Source organism: Vreelandella halophytica (assembly GCF_968193635.1).
Window position 1 is genome coordinate 2529496 of record NZ_OZ309107.1, and the last position, 15171, is coordinate 2544666.

Annotated in this window: 13 protein-coding genes; 5 read left to right on the top strand and 8 right to left on the bottom strand. The window is 60.8% G+C overall.

What is annotated here, in order from left to right:
• Positions 1 to 26: 26 nt before the first annotated feature.
• Both ACWHXT_RS11685 and ACWHXT_RS11690 read right to left on the bottom strand, forming a co-directional pair.
• The gene (locus ACWHXT_RS11685) at positions 27 to 1316 is read right to left on the bottom strand and encodes a YeaH/YhbH family protein (RefSeq protein WP_447955957.1); all 1290 of its coding nucleotides are present in this window, start codon (positions 1314 to 1316) and stop codon (positions 27 to 29) included.
• Between the two features lie 41 nt (positions 1317 to 1357).
• Positions 1358 to 3280 (bottom strand): PrkA family serine protein kinase, encoded by a 1923-nt coding sequence (locus tag ACWHXT_RS11690; protein ID WP_447955958.1) that lies wholly within the window; start codon positions 3278 to 3280, stop codon positions 1358 to 1360.
• A 290-nt stretch (positions 3281 to 3570) separates the two neighbouring features.
• On the opposite strand from ACWHXT_RS11690, the gene ACWHXT_RS11695 reads away from it, so the two are divergent.
• Positions 3571 to 4092 carry an invasion associated locus B family protein gene (locus ACWHXT_RS11695; RefSeq protein WP_447926477.1) on the top strand — a complete coding sequence of 174 codons (522 nt, stop codon included), beginning with the start codon at positions 3571 to 3573 and terminating at the stop codon, positions 4090 to 4092.
• A gap of 6 nt (positions 4093 to 4098) precedes the next feature.
• Here the strand turns inward: ACWHXT_RS11695 and ACWHXT_RS11700 are convergent, their stop codons facing one another.
• Positions 4099 to 5142, bottom strand: coding sequence for a threonine aldolase family protein (locus ACWHXT_RS11700; RefSeq protein ID WP_447926478.1), 1044 nt, complete (start codon positions 5140 to 5142; stop codon positions 4099 to 4101).
• 167 nt (positions 5143 to 5309) lie between these two features.
• A complete protein-coding gene (locus ACWHXT_RS11705; RefSeq protein ID WP_447955959.1) occupies positions 5310 to 7331 on the bottom strand; it encodes an FAD-dependent oxidoreductase in 2022 nt (673 codons plus the stop codon).
• A 155-nt stretch (positions 7332 to 7486) separates the two neighbouring features.
• Between ACWHXT_RS11705 and ACWHXT_RS11710 the strand changes: the two genes are divergently transcribed.
• A complete protein-coding gene (locus ACWHXT_RS11710) occupies positions 7487 to 8401 on the top strand; it encodes a DMT family transporter (protein WP_447955960.1) in 915 nt (304 codons plus the stop codon).
• Between the two features lie 43 nt (positions 8402 to 8444).
• Positions 8445 to 10013, top strand: coding sequence for a GNAT family N-acetyltransferase (locus tag ACWHXT_RS11715; RefSeq protein ID WP_447529330.1), 1569 nt, complete (start codon positions 8445 to 8447; stop codon positions 10011 to 10013).
• A 138-nt stretch (positions 10014 to 10151) separates the two neighbouring features.
• Here ACWHXT_RS11715 and ACWHXT_RS11720 read toward each other — a convergent pair whose 3' ends face one another.
• From ACWHXT_RS11720 to ACWHXT_RS11730, 3 genes are all read right to left on the bottom strand, one after another.
• Entirely contained in the window at positions 10152 to 10451 is a 300-nt protein-coding gene (locus ACWHXT_RS11720; RefSeq protein ID WP_447955961.1) for an MGMT family protein, read from the bottom strand.
• 33 nt (positions 10452 to 10484) lie between these two features.
• Entirely contained in the window at positions 10485 to 11087 is a 603-nt protein-coding gene (locus ACWHXT_RS11725; protein ID WP_447955962.1) for an FMN-dependent NADH-azoreductase, read from the bottom strand.
• A 184-nt stretch (positions 11088 to 11271) separates the two neighbouring features.
• Positions 11272 to 12723: an alanine/glycine:cation symporter family protein gene (locus ACWHXT_RS11730; RefSeq protein WP_447955963.1), complete on the bottom strand. Its 1452-nt coding sequence runs from the start codon at positions 12721 to 12723 to the stop codon at positions 11272 to 11274.
• A gap of 222 nt (positions 12724 to 12945) precedes the next feature.
• Between ACWHXT_RS11730 and ACWHXT_RS11735 the strand changes: the two genes are divergently transcribed.
• The gene (locus ACWHXT_RS11735; RefSeq protein WP_447955964.1) at positions 12946 to 13893 is read left to right on the top strand and encodes an ABC transporter substrate-binding protein; all 948 of its coding nucleotides are present in this window, start codon (positions 12946 to 12948) and stop codon (positions 13891 to 13893) included.
• Positions 13894 to 13961: 68 nt separating this feature from the next.
• Positions 13962 to 14693 (top strand): TVP38/TMEM64 family protein, encoded by a 732-nt coding sequence (locus ACWHXT_RS11740; RefSeq protein WP_447955965.1) that lies wholly within the window; start codon positions 13962 to 13964, stop codon positions 14691 to 14693.
• A 19-nt stretch (positions 14694 to 14712) separates the two neighbouring features.
• Here the strand turns inward: ACWHXT_RS11740 and ACWHXT_RS11745 are convergent, their stop codons facing one another.
• A complete protein-coding gene (locus ACWHXT_RS11745; protein ID WP_447529336.1) occupies positions 14713 to 15132 on the bottom strand; it encodes a secondary thiamine-phosphate synthase enzyme YjbQ in 420 nt (139 codons plus the stop codon).
• Positions 15133 to 15171 lie beyond the last annotated feature (39 nt).

Sequence of the window (15171 nt, forward strand, 5' to 3'; positions counted from 1 at the left end):
GCCCTCCTTTTCAATTAAGTGGCCACTCACGCTTGTGCGTGGGAGCGGCGCTTGAACAGCTCGCGAAAAACGGGATAAATATCGCCGGCTTCGAAAATCTGGCGCATGGCAAAGCGCTCGCTAAAGCGTTTGGCGACGTTCTCGTACTCGTGCCACAGCGACTGATGCTCGTGCGGTGTGATTTCGACGTAGGCATAGTATTGAAGGTGGGGCATCAGCTCATTGATCAGCATGTTGCGGCAAATCGAGGAGTCGTCGTCCCAGTTGTCGCCATCGGAGGCCTGAGCCACGTAGAGATTCCACTGGCCGGGTGGATAGCGCTTATGGATGATTTTGTTGACCAGCGTCAGCGCGCTGGAGACGATCGTGCCGCCGGTTTCCCGGGAGTAGAAAAACTCCTCTTCGCTGACCTCCCGGGCCGCGGTGTGGTGGCGAACGAACACCAGCTCGACCTTCTCGTAGTGCTTTTCCAGAAACAGATAAAGCAGCAGGAAAAAACGCTTGGCGATATCCTTGTGGTTCTGGGTCATCGACCCGGACACGTCCATAACGCAAAAGATCACCGCCTGGCTCGAGGGCTGCGGCTCCGGGGCCAGCTGATGGTAGCGAAGGTCGACGGTATCGATGAACGGCACTGCCTCGATGCGCTTTTCCAGCCGCTCTATCTCGGCCTGAAGCGCGGCGATACGGGCGGGATTTCTCAAGATGGTGTCTTTGGCCATCTCCTCGGCAAGCGCCGCCTGGGCTTCGCGCAAGGCGCGCTTGATGGGGGCGCGCATGGCGATACGCCGGGCGAAGGCTTCGCGCATCGAGCGGGTCACGCTCATGCGTGAAGGTACGCCGTCGCGGGCGAGCCCGGCGCGCACCATCTTGATCTCTTCCATGGTCTTGAGCGGCGTGCGCTCTAGATGCGGTAACTCGAGGCCGTCGAACACGAACTCGAGAAATTCTTCGCGGCTTAGCGTAAAGGCGAACTCGTCGTCGCCTTGCCCCTGCTTACCGGGGCTGCCCTCGCCGGCCCCTTGACCGCTACCGCCCCCTGGCGGGCGGCGGATCTTGTCGCCTTCCAAAAACTCCTTGTTTCCCGGCGATACCACGGTGCGCCGCCCACCGGGGCCGTGCTGAAAGACCGGCTCGGAAATGTCCCGGCTGGGAATGGAGACACTCTCGCCGCGCTCCATATCGGTGATCGAGCGGCGGTTGACCGCCTCTTCCACAGAGCGTTTGATATGGTGGCGATAGCGCTCCAGAAAGCGCTGCCGGTTGACGGCGCTTTTGTGCTTCGCGTTCGGCCTGCGGTCGATAAAGTAGGTCATACAACCTCCAAAGCGTCAGAGCGTTGAGATGGGCGCCCCCGCTACTGGGATTTACGCACCCGCAGGTACCACTCCGACAGCAGGCGTACCTGTTTTTCGGTGTAACCGCGCTCGACCATGCGCGCGACGAAGTCTTCGTGCTTTTTCTGGTCCGACTTCGAGGCCTTGGCGTTGAAGGAGATCACCGGGAGAAGCTCCTCGGTGTTGGCGAACATCTTGTGCTCGATCACCCCTCTGAGCTTTTCGTAGGACTGCCAGCTCGGGTTCATGCCGTTGTTCTGGGCCCGCGCGCGCAGCACGAAGTTGACCACTTCGTGGCGGAAATCCTTGGGGTTGGAGATACCCGCAGGTTTTTCGATCTTTTCGAGCTCTTCGTTGAGCAACTGGCGGTTCAAAAGCTCGCCGGTGTCCGGGTCACGATACTCCTGATCCTGAATCCAGAAGTCGGCGTAGGTAACGTACCGATCGAAAATATTCTGGCCGTACTCGCTATAGGATTCGAGATACGCGGTCTGGATCTCCTTGCCGATGAACTCGACATAGCGCGGCGCCAGAAACTCCTTGATGAAACCTATGTAGCGCTCGAATACCTCGGAGGGGAGCTGCTCGCGCTCCAGCGACTGCTCCAACACGTAAAGCAGATGCACCGGGTTGGCGGCCACCTCAACACTGTCGAAGTTGAACACCTTGGAGAGAATCTTGAAGGCAAAGCGCGTGGAGAGCCCTTGCATGCCCTCATCGACCCCGGCGGCGTCGCGGTACTCCTGAATCGACTTGGCTCGCGGGTCGGTGTCCTTGAGGTTCTCACCGTCGTAGACGCGCATCTTGGAGTAGACGCTGGAGTTTTCCGGCACCTTGAGCCTTGAAAGAATCGAAAACTGCGCCAGCATGCGCAGGGTGTCCGGCGCGCAGGGGGCCTGGCTCAGCGACGACTCCTCGAGCAGCTTCTGATAGATACTCACCTCTTCCGAGACCCGCAAACAGTACGGCACCTTGACGATATAGACCCGGTCCAGAAACGCTTCGTTGTTGCGATTATTGCGAAACGCCTGCCACTCGGACTCGTTGGAGTGGGCCAATATCACGCCGTTGAACGGGATCGCGCCCATGCCCTCGGTCGGGTTGTAGTTACCCTCTTGCGTTGCCGTCAAAAGCGGATGCAGCACCTTGATCGGCGCCTTGAACATTTCGACGAACTCCATCAACCCCAGGTTGGCGCGGCAAAGCCCGCCGGAGAAGCTGTAGGCGTCCGGGTCGTCCTGGGAGAAGAGCTCGAGCTTGCGGATATCGACCTTGCCGACCAGCGAGGAGATATCCTGGTTGTTCTCGTCGCCGGGCTCGGTCTTGGAGATCGCGATCTGATTGAGCCTTGAAGGATAAAGGCGCACCACGCGAAACGAGGAGATATCGCCGCCGGTCTCCTTCAAGCGCTTGGCCGCCCAGGGGGACATCACGCTTTTCAAGTAGCGCGGCGGGATGCCGTACTCTTTTTCGAGGACCTCGCCGTCCTCTTCCGGCGAAAAAAGCCCCAGAGGCGACTCGTGAACCGGCGAATCCTTGAGGGCGTAAAACGGGATGCGCTCCATCAAAAGCTTCAGACGTTCGGCAAGCGAGGATTTACCGCCCCCTACCGGCCCCAGCAGGTAGAGAATCTGCTTGCGCTCCTCGAGGCCCTGGGCTGCGTGGCGAAAGTAGGCCACGATCTGCTCGATGGCCTCTTCCATGCCGTGAAACTCGGCAAATGCCGGGTAGCGTCGGATCACTTTATTGGAAAAAATGCGCGAAAGGCGTGGGTCTTTGGCGGTGTCGATCACTTCGGGCTCGCCGATCGCCTCCAGCATGCGCTCGGCGGCGCTGGCATAGGTTTTGGGGTCGCGCTGGCAAAGGGCGAGGTACTCTTCGAGGGTCAACTCTTCTTGCTGCGTGCGGGCGAAACGGTCTTGAACGTGATCAAAGATGCTCATGGAACTCTCCTGTGACCAAGCCTCAGGCATACCGCCCACTCACACATCTTAAACGCGGCGTGCCAAACGGGGTGTCGTTCTATCAGCGTAGTCAGCCACACAAAAAGTGAGGACAAAACCTTCAACGCTAAGAGCCACGAAGGTTTAAAGCGTGCCGAAGGCGTAGCCGCCGATTTCTGCACGCAAGGCTGGAACATGGCACTTGCCTTATGTTCGAATGCAGGTAACCATTTATTACAGGATGGCGGCCGCTTCGGCTCGCCCTTTGCAGACCCGGGAGATATGACCCCATGCCGATTCGTCGCGCGCTGATGACCGCTCTATTACCACTGCTCGCCGCTACCGCCGCTTCCACGGCTCAGGCCCAGCAGACGAGCGCCCCCAACGTCGAAACTCAAAGCTTTCAGGACTGGGAGGTGGGCTGCCCTTCGGGGGCCGGCCAGCAGCAAGGCTGCTCCATGAGCCAAATCATCAACAACCCGGACAGCAACGAGCCGCTGATGCGCGCCATGGTCGGCTACCCGCCGCAGGCCCAGGGCAACGCGGTCATGGCCTTCATGCTGCCGCTGGGCGTGAATCTGGCGCCGGGTATGCAGCTGCAGGTGGATAACAACGAGCCGGTCGGCTTCCCCTACCAGTTCTGCCACGAGCAGGGTTGCCGCGCGGATCTTCCGCTGGAGCCGAGCATGCTGCAGCAGCTACGCAGCGGAAGTAGCGCCACCGTCAGCGCCATCGCCCCGGACGGTCAGCGCCTGGACGTGAACCTGTCGCTGATGGGCTTTACCAACGCAAGCCAGGAAATCGCGCCCTAAAAGCACCTAGGCCATCGCCGCGCTGACGTCGGCCAGCAGTTGGTCGAGGAGCTCGACGGTGGTGTTCCAGGCGCAGACAAAGCGTGCCCCGCCCGCGCCAATGAAGGTATAGAAGGTCCAGCCTTGGGCCTTGAGCCGTGCGACCACGTGGGGCGGAAGCTCCACGAAAACGCTATTGGCCTGGGTGGGGAACATCAGCGAAACGCCGGGCAGCGCCGCGAGGCCTTCCGACAGATAGCGCGCCATGGCGTTAGCGTGCTGAGCGTTGGTAAGCCAAGCGCCGCTTTCCAAAAGCCCGAGCCAGGGGGCGGAGACGTAACGCATTTTGGACGCCAACTGGCCCGCCTGCTTGCAGCGGTAGGAAAAGTCTTCGGCCAACTCGCGATTGAAAAACAGAATCGCTTCGCCAAAGGCCAGGCCGTTTTTGGTGCCGGAGAAACACAGCGCATCCACTCCCACCTGCCAGGTCAACTCCGCCGGCGTCGCGCCCAGGCTTGCGCAGGCGTTAGCAAAGCGTGCGCCGTCCATATGCAGGCGCAGGTCGTGCTTGTCGGCCACCGCGCGAATCGCCAGAAGCTCCTCGCGAGAGTACAGCGTGCCGACTTCGGTCGCCTGGGTGAGGGATACCACCTTGGGCTTGGGATAGTGGATATCGGATCTTTTAGTGACCAGCGCCTCGATGCCTTCCGGGGTCAGCTTGCCGTTGGCGCCGGGAGAGGTTAAAAGCTTGGCGCCGTTAGAGAAAAATTCCGGCCCGCCGCACTCGTCGGTTTCGATATGCGCAAGCTCGTGGCAGATCACGCTATGATAGCTGCGCCCCATGGCCGAGAGCGCCAGCGAGTTCGCGGCGGTACCGTTGAAGACGAAAAAGACGTCGCAGTCGTAATCGAACATCTCACGAAAGCGATCTGCGGCGCGGGCGGTCCAGCTATCGTTACCGTAGGCCAGGTCGTCGCTGTCGTTGGCTTTTAAAAGATACTGCATCGCTTCCGGGCAAATACCGGAGGTGTTATCGCTGGCGAGAAATCGAGGGGTACACTCCGAGGCCATGGTGGCTGGGTCCTTTTGGCTGACGATCATGAAGCGGGCTGGGTGCCACCCGCTTACACAATGAACGAACACCTTACGGCGCGGCGTACGCGCCCTAAGACAAAAGGCTAGTCTAGCGCTAATTCGACCGGGTCGTCACCCGGCCCTCCCCAACGGTGCTTCGAGGATCAAAGCGAAGCGGCCAGCCGCATGCCCTGGTCGATCGCCCGCTTGGCGTCGAGTTCAGCGGCCTCATCGGCGCCGCCGATCACGTGCACTTCGGGGCCGGCCTGCTCGAGCGGCGCGATCAGATCGCGCACCGATTCTTGCCCGGCGCACACCACCACCGTATCCACCTTGAGCACCTGCGCTTCGCCGGCCAGGCGAATATGCAGGCCTTCGTCATCGATGCGCACGTACTCGCAGCCGCTCAGGGTTTTCACCCCGCGGGCCTTGAGCGCCGCGCGGTGCACCCAGCCGGTGGTTTTACCCAGCCCCTTGCCGGGCCGGGTAGTCTTACGTTGCAGCATGGTGATACGCCGGGCCGGCGCCGCCGGTGCCGGCGCTTTGAGTCCGCCGGGCTCATTGACCGCCATATCCACGCCCCACTCTTCGCACCAGGCGGCGATAGAAAGCGCCGGGTGGCTCTGATGAGCCAAAAGCTCCGAGACGTCGAAGCCGATACCGCCGGCGCCGATCACTGCGACCTCCCGCCCCACGCGCTCCGGGTTTTCGATCGCCTCGGCGTAGCTCAATACGCTGGGGTGATCCGCGCCGGGCAGCGTGAGTGTACGCGGTGTCACGCCGGTGGCGATCACGACGACGTCGAACTCGCTCAATGCCTCCAGGGTGGCCTCGGTATTCAAACGCACGTCCACGTCGTGCTTATCGAGCATGACGTGAAAATAGCGCAGCGTCTCGTCGAACTCCTCTTTACCGGGGATTTTGCGCGCGTAGTTGAACTGCCCGCCAAGCTCGCCGCGGCGCTCGAAAAGCGCCACCCGATGGCCTCGCTCGGCGGCGGCCACCGCCGTTGCCAAGCCCGCCGGGCCGCCGCCGACCACTGCCACCCGCCGGGCAGCAGCGGTGGGCGCCAAACTAAACTCGGTTTCGTGGCAGGCCCGCGGGTTGACCAAACACGACGTCAACTTGCCGGCAAAGGTGTGATCCAGACATGCCTGGTTGCAGGCGATACAGGTATTGATTTCTTCCGCGCGCCCGGCCTCGGCCTTTTGTATCCACGCCGGGTCGGCAAGAAACGGGCGCGCCATGGAGACCATGTCCGCGTGGCCATCGGCAAGTACCTGCTCGGCCACCTCGGGCATATTGATGCGATTGGTCGTAATCAAAGGAATCGAAAGCGAGGAACGAATGCGCCGGGTCACCTCGGTAAACGCCGCTCGCGGCACGCTGGTGACGATGGTCGGCACGCGCGCCTCGTGCCAACCAATGCCGGTATTGATCACGTTGGCCCCGGCCTCCTCGATCGCCTGGCCGAGGGCAACCACTTCCTCCCAAGTGCTGCCCTCTTCCACCAGGTCGATCATCGACAGGCGAAAGATGACCAGAAAGCGCTCGCCGACCGCCTCGCGAATACGCCGGACGATCTCCACGGGAAAGCGGATACGCGCTTTGAAATCGCCCCCCCAGGCGTCGTCGCGGGTGTTGGTACGCCGACAGATGAACTGGTTGATCAAATAGCCTTCCGAGCCCATCACCTCGACGCCGTCGTAGCCCGCCTCTTGGGCGAGCATAGCGCAGCGCACGTAGTCGTCGATTTGACCTTCGACTTCCTGGGTCTCGAGTGCACGCGGCGTGTGCGGGTTGATCGGCGCTTGAAGCGCCGAGGGCGCGACAAGGTGTGGGGAGTAGGCGTAGCGCCCGGCGTGCAGAATCTGCATGCACAGATACCCACCCTCGGCATGCACCGCCTCCACCACCTGGCGGTGTTCGTCCAGTTGGCTCGAATCCGTCAAGGCATTCGCCCCTTCGAACACCGCGCCCTCCGGGTTGGGCGCGATACCGCCGGTCACGATCAGACTCACCCCCGCCCGGGCGCGCTCGGCGTAAAACGCCGCCAGGCGAGCAAAGCCGTTCGGCGTCTCTTCCAGGTTGGTATGCATCGAGCCCATCAGTACGCGGTTGGGCAGGTTTAAATGCCCCAGCTGAATCGGGGCAAAGAGGTGCGGGTAAACGGGCGGCTGCGTCATCACGGTCTCTCGCATTTTATTTAAATAGTCGGCTTTAAAATATTCAAACAAGCGTATGACATTGGTGCGACGCCGTACAGACCTTTGAGCCACGCCCTCTTGCTCAGAGCGTCAAAGCGCGTCACATTACCCGGCTAACCAGCAGGGAATTCGCTATGCCATTGATTTACTTTCTCGCGCCGCTGGCGACGGTGGTGATCTGGTCGGGCAACATGACCATCAACCAGCTCACCGTCGGCGCCATTGCACCGAGCAGCATCGCCTTTTTGCGCTGGCTTTTGGCGCTTGTCGTCATGACGCCGTTCGTGCTGCCCACCGCGCTCAAACATCTCCCCGAGATCAAACGCCACTGGCCGAAGCTTGCCGTGCTGGGGCTTTTGGGCATGGGGCTCTGGCAGGGGCTTGCCTACGTTGCCGCCGAGAGCACTACTGCCACCAACATGGGGATTCTGGCGGCCATGGTGCCGCTTTTGACCGTGCTTTTGAGCGCGCTGATTCTGCGCGAACCGCCGACCGTTGGCGGCGTGGTCGGCGGGCTATTGGCGTTTATCGGCGTAAGCGTTCTGCTCGGCCAGGGCAACCCGCTTTCGCTATTGAAGCTCGAGGTGGCGTTTGGTGATGCGTTAATGGTCGTTGCCGCCATCTGCTACGCTCTTTACGGCGTCATGCTCAAGCGCTGGCAGATGAACCTGCCCCCTTGGGTACTGCTCTACGGCCAGGTGTGCTGTGCGGTGCTTTTTTTGCTGCCGCCTTACCTGCTGGGGCCGATGACGCCGGTCGATGGTCAAAACGTGTGGCTGATCCTCTACGCGGGCATTCCCGCCTCGATCATTACCACCTTTTTGTGGATGCGCGCGGTGCGCCAAATCGGCGCCAACCAATCGAGCATCTTCATCAATTTGATGCCGCTTTTTAGCGCGCTGATCGCCATGGCGTTTCTGGGCGAGCGCATCGCAAGCTTTCATCTTTTCGGCGGTGTTCTGATTTTGGCCGGCGTCATCATGGCGCAAACGTTGACACGCCCGCTGGTCGCCGTCCCCGGTAATAAAAACCGCAGCGCGCAGCAGTGATACACTAGGCTAACGACTTTTTTTATGGTGGGTACCCAATACTATGTCCCTGGAAGAACTGCACCTTAATCTTCGCAATCTGACAAGCGACGACTACGACCAGTTGAAAACGCTGATGGATGCGGTCTATCACGACATCGGCGGCGCCTGGCCCAGGCACACGATCGACAAGCTCATCCAGGAATTCCCCGATGGCCAGATCGCGATCGAGGACGACGGCATTTTGGTCGGCGTGGCGCTAACCGTACAGGTGGATTACGACGCGTTCTCCAACCCCCACCGCTACGACGACTTGATCGGCCATCGCGAAGTCATCTTGAACGATGAAGAGGGCGACGCGATGTACGGGTTGGACGTGCTGATTCACCCGGACTACCGCGGCTACCGGCTGGGCCGGCGCCTTTACGAAGCGCGCAAGGAGCTTTGCCGCTCGCACAACCTGCGCGCGATCCTGGCCGGGGGGCGCATTCCCGAGTACCACCAGCACTCCGACAAGCTGACCCCGGCCCAGTATATCGACAAGGTCTCGCGCAAGGAGATCTACGACCCGATCCTCTCTTTCCAGCTCGCCAACGACTTCCAGGTCAAGCGGCTTTTGCGCAAATACCTGCCGGAAGACGAGCAGTCCCGCGGCTACGCGACGCTTTTGGAGTGGAACAACATCCTGTTCGAGCCCGCGGAAAGCGTGCTGGATACCCGCCCCACCCAGGTGCGGGTCGGCGCGGTGCAGTGGCAGATGCGCGAATTCTCCTCGGTGGAGGCCGCGCTTCAACAAATCGAGTACTTCGTCGACGCGCTGTCGGATTATCAAAGCGACTTCGCGGTGTTCCCCGAACTGTTCACTACCCCCTTGATGGGGCTTCAGGACCGCGCGGCGCAGCAGGACCAAATGGCGGCCATCCGCTTTCTGGCCGGCTTTACCGAGCGCTTCAAAAGCGAGCTATCGCGCATGGCGGTCTCCTACAATATCAACATTGTCGGCGGGTCGATGATCGAGGCAGGCAAGGACGACCGGCTTTATAACGTGGCTTACTTGTTCCACCGCGACGGCGAGATCGAAAAGCAGGCGAAGCTGCACATCACCCCTCAAGAGCGCCGCGACTGGGTCATCGAAGGCGGCGACGAGCTGCGCGTATTCGATACCGACGCCGGCCGGGTGGGCATTTTGATCTGCTACGACGTCGAGTTTCCCGAGCTTGGCCGACTGCTGGCCGACCAGGACATGGATATCCTCTTCGTGCCCTTCTGGACCGATACCAAAAACGGCTACCTGCGCGTACGCCACTGCGGCCAGGCCCGGGCGATCGAAAACGAGTGCTACGTGGTGCTGTGTGGGAGCGTGGGCAACCTGCCCTCGATCGAGAACCTGGACATCCAGTACGCCCAGTCGGCGGTATTCACGCCGTCGGATTTCGCCTTCCCCCACGACGCGGTGCTGGCGGAAACCACGCCCAATACCGAGATGATCTTCTTCTCGGATTTGGATCTGACCCGCCTGACGGTCGTACGCGCCGAAGGCTCGGTGACCAACATGAAAGACCGCCGCAAGGACCTGTTCGACCTGCGCTGGCGCGACTGGTCCTGGAAGTCCGGCGCGAATCTGGATGATTGAGGATTGGTGAATGGTGAATAGAGAGTTGTGAGTCGTGAATGGAAAACGCCGTCCGGTTGGGCGGCGTTTTTGTATGGCCGGGCGGCTATTCACTACTTACTACTCACTACTTACTATTCACGGCTAACCATTCACCACTTACTCATCCGGCCATACCAAATGACGCGGCACGCGGCCTTTAGCGTCGAAGGCCACGCCTTCGGCGCGCAGCTTTTCGTGCTGGCGCGTTGCGCCGCCGTGGTCGGCAAGCTTTAGGCTGGCGGAGATCACCCGGTGCCAGGGGAGCTGATGACCTGCGGGGAGGTGGCGCATGGCGGAGCCGACCGAGCGAGCGGTGGCACCCTCGGTCATGGCGGCGATGCGCCCGTAGGTCGTCACTCGGCCTTCGGGTATTTGCGCCACGATGGTGTAGATTTGCTCCAAAAGCGCCGGGCGCACCGCACCTCCCCGTCTAGATGATTTCGAATCCGTTTAAAGCGTGCCGACCAGCTGGTCGATGCCCTGGTAGGCTTCCTTCAAGGCGCCATCGCGCTGCTCTTCGCCCATGTTCAGGCCTTCGGCAAAGACGATGTCGACATCGGTAATGCCCATCAAGCCTAGCATGGTTTTCAGGTGCGGCGTTTGGCTGTCGAGCTCGGTGCCGGCGTACTGGCCACCGCGCGCCGCCAGAATGATCGCCCGCTTGCCCTCGACAAGACCGACGGGGCCGGTGTCGGTGTAGCGGAAAGTTTCGCCGGCGCGCAGCACCCGGTCGAACCAGGCTTTGAGCTGCGAAGGTACGCCCAGGTTGTACATGGGCACCGCAATGACGATGACGTCGCTTTCACGAAGCTCACCCAGCATCTCGTCGGAGTAAGCGGCCAGGCGCGTTTGCTCGTCGCTACGCTCTTGCGCCGGGGTTTGCCAGGCGGCGAGTTCGGCAAGCTCCAGGTGCGGTAGCGGATTGGCCACCACGTTGCGAACGCGCACGTCGACACCGCGGGCGCTGGCCTGGGCGTTGAAGTGGCTCGCCAGGGCGTTGGACTGGCCGTTTTCACCCAGAATCGAGGAGGTAACGAGTAAAGCGCGGGTCATGGAAAGTTCCTGAGTACGAATGGAAAGCGCCATTTTACGTCGATTTTATAAAACGTTAAGCGCATTCTTTCGGGTCATTAGTTCGATAAAAGCGATTGATCGGCATAAAAAACCCCGCCTTGCTCAGGCGGGGTTTTGCATTGCACTCCGGTATCTGCGCGTTAGTACCCAAGTACTTTACGCGCTAGTCGCGGTCGGGCCAGGCATTGGGGTCGACCTTGTTGGCAAGCTTGGGAAACTGCCTGGGCCGGAACACCGGCTCGTGGCCTGCCTTGAGCTGTGCTTCGTAGTCACGAAACAGCGCAATGGCGACGGGCGACAGCATCAGGATCGCGATCAGGTTGATCACCGCCATCATCCCCATGGAGAGATCGGCGAAGTTCCAGATAGCCCCCAGGCTCGCCACCGAGCCCACCATGATCATACCCAGCACCGCCAGGCGGTAGATCAATATGGCCACCGGCGCCCGCCGTCCGGCCAGATACTCGATATTGGACTCGCCATAGGAGTAGTTGGCGATCAACGAGGTGAACGCAAACAGCAAAATACCCACGGCAATGAACGCGCTGCCCCACTCGCCCACGTGGGTTGAAAGCGCCATCTGGGTCAGTTGAATACCGTTGGTCTCACTGCCCGCCAGAACCTCCGGGCCGGACATGATGATGATCGCCGCAGTGGCGGTACAAATCACCAACGTATCCAGAAACACCCCGAGCATTTGAATAAAGCCCTGGGCGGCCGGGTGGTCGGGCCGGGTACTGGCCGTGGCAGCGGCGTTCGGCGCCGAGCCCATACCCGCCTCGTTGGAGAACAACCCGCGCTGAATACCGTTCATGATCGCCTGAGAGATCGCATAGCCAGCCACGCCCCCCGCTGCCTGTTCGAGGCCAAACGCGCCGCGAATGATCGTCATGAACGCCGCAGGCAGATCCGCCGCGTTCAACGCGACCACTACCAGCGCCAGAATCAGGTAAAGAAGCGCCATGAGCGGCACGATAAGCTCGGCCACTTTGGCAATGGACTTGAGCCCGCCAAAGATGATCGGCGTGACGATGACGATCAGCACCAGGCCCATGACCCAGGTAGGAATTTCGAACGCCTGCTCCATGGCCTGGGCAATGGAGTTGGCCTGAACGCTGTTGAACGCCAGTCCAAACGCGATGATCAGGCACACCGAGAAGAGCACCGCCATCCAGCGTAGGCCCAGCCCGCGCTCGATATAGCGCGCCGGCCCACCACGGAAGGTATTGTCGCCGTGGTCGACCTTATAAGCCTGGGCCAGAGTGGACTCGATAAAGCTGGTGGACATGCCCACCACCGCGGTCATCCACATCCAGAAAATCGCGCCGGGGCCGCCGTAGTAAATGGCCACGGCCACGCCGGCCAGATTGCCCGTACCTACCCGTGCGGCAAGGCTCGTAGAAAGCGCCTGAAACGAGGAGATACCCCCGTTGGCCTGGCGCGAGCTGCGCAACAGCTTGAACATGTGCCCAAAGTAGCGCACCTGAATGCCGCCGGTGCGCACCGTGAAGTAGAGCCCGGCACCGATCAGCAGGTAGACCAGCACGCTACCCCAAAGCAGGCCGTTGCCGCGGTCGACCAACGCGGTCAGCAGCGGCGGAAGAGAAAAATCCATAAAGGCACACCTTAATTTATAACCTGTAAGCCGGGCCATTCTTCACGCCTGCACCAAAATGGCAAGCGTTTTGATTAATTTCACCTACCCAGACGGCCAGGCAGGGTTCGCCCTTTTTGGCGCCAGTGACTATCTTGTTTAACGTCTTTCATCAAGCGCGGCGCAATGGACGCGTCCCACGAAAAGCACAGATGAAGGCGACAAACAACGACAGGAGACAGTATGAAAGTGCATCCCTTGGCCGCCAGAGTGGCCGTTTCCGCTCTGGCGCTTGGCGCCGCATTCGGCGCAGCCCCCACGGCACTGGCCGACAACGACACCCTCGATTTCGGCGTCCCCGCTTGGCCTGGCATTACGGTCAAGACCGAAATCGCCGAGCAGCTTTTAAACACGCTGGGCTACGATACCCGCGCCCAGCAAATCGGCCTTCAGGTCATTTATCAGGGGATCGAAAGCGGCGACATCGATGCGTTTTTGGGGGTATGGCTACCCGCCCAGCGGGAGATGTTCGAGCCGCGCAAGGCGTCCGGCGTGCTGGTGGATGTCGCCAACAACGTGGACGGCGCGCAGATGACGCTGGCGGTGCCCGAGTACACCTATGAAAACGGCATCCAGAGCTTTTCTGACCTGACCGCCAACCGCGACATGTTCAGCGGGCAAATTCTGGGGTTCGGCGCGGGCTCGGCGGCCAGCGAAATTCTCCAGGAGGCGATCGACAGCGACGCAAACGGCTTTGGCGACTGGCGCATTCAGGATACCAGCGAAGTGGGCATGCTTAGCGCCGCGCAAGACGCGATCAACCGCGAAGAACCGGTGGTCTGGGTCGGCTGGACGCCGCACTGGATGAACCTCGAGCTTCCCATGCGCTATCTGGACGACCCCAACGATCTGTTCGGTGAAAACAACGGCGAAAGCGAAGTGCTCACGGTGCTGCGCGGCGAGTACGCCGACGCCCATCCGAACGTGGTGACCTTTTTCGAGCAGTTCACCTTTAGCGCCGACGAGCAGAGCTGGATGATTCAGGCCTTCGGGCAAGAGGAGCGGGATCTATCCGAGGTCGCCAAACAGTGGATGAGTGACCACCCCGAGCGCCTCGCGGACATGCTTGCCGGGGTGACCACCGCCGACGGCGACCCCGCCTGGCCGGTTATAGAGGCAACGCTCGATTAACGACATCTTCAACCCACCGGCCGGCTAGCGTATGCTGGCGCTCTTTAGAACGGCCGGTGGTGAATGGGATGTCACGCACGCTTTGGAAAGGCCTTGGCCTGATGGCCATACTCATTGCCGTAGTATTTGCCTGGTGGTGGCTCGATCGCGCCGGCTTCATGACCGCGGAAGGCCTCGACTCGAGCATCGCCTACGTCAGCCAGTGGCGGCGCGCGCCGTGGATGTTCGCGGCGGTCATTTTGACCTATAACGTGCTGTTGCTGGTGATGTTTCCTCTCACCTTGCTGGTCGTGGCCACCGGCTTGCTGTTTGGCCCGGCCTGGGGGCTTTTCTACGCCATTCTGGGAACGCTCAGCTTTTCGATTCTCTCCTACTGGATCGGCCACTGGCTGGGGCGCGACGCGCTGATGGATTACGGCGGCCGCCACCTGCGCGGGCTATCGGGTTACCTTTCCAAGCGCGGTATTCGCACCATGATTTTGATCAACGTGATACCGCTGGCGCCGTTTACGTTGACCAACATGCTGGCCGGCGCCTTTCATCTGCGCTTTCGCGACTACATGATCGGCTCCACCCTGGGGCTGGTACCCAGCCTTGCGATCATCATTTTACTGGGCAGCCAGCTGGGTGCACTGCTGACCGCGGCCAGCCGTGAAGAGGTGCTGTTCGCACTGGCCGGCCTGGTACTGGGGGGAGCGTTACTGTTCGGTTTAAAGCGCTACGCCGATGCGCGCAGCGCCCGGCGCAAGGCACTACGCGACAAAGTATTACGCGATAAAGTACTAGGCGACAAACAGTGACCGCGTTCACCGGGGCGCCTTACTCGCCTTGCAGCGTGATCACCAGTTGGCGGCTGCCGCCGTGGTTACGATGCTCGCACAGATAGATCCCCTGCCAGGTGCCCACGTTCAGCCGTCCCCGGGTGACGGGGATTTGCACGCTGGCGCCCAAAAGGCTGCCTTTCAGGTGCGCGGGCATGTCATCGCTGCCTTCGAATACGTGCTGATAAAAAGGCGCGTTTTCCGGCACCGCCTTATTGAAGTAGCTCTCGAAGTCGGCTCTTACCGTAGGGTCGGCGTTTTCGTTGATCGTCAGCGACGCCGACGTATGCTTGATGAAAACGTGCAAAAGGCCGACCTCGACCCGCGCCATGGCGCTGAGGGCTTTCGAGACCTCGTCGGTAATCAAATGAAAACCCCGGGCGCGCGGCTCCAGACTGATTTCCTTTTGTGACCACATGGGCATTCCTCGCGTTGTGATAATGCGTTGTAAGATGGG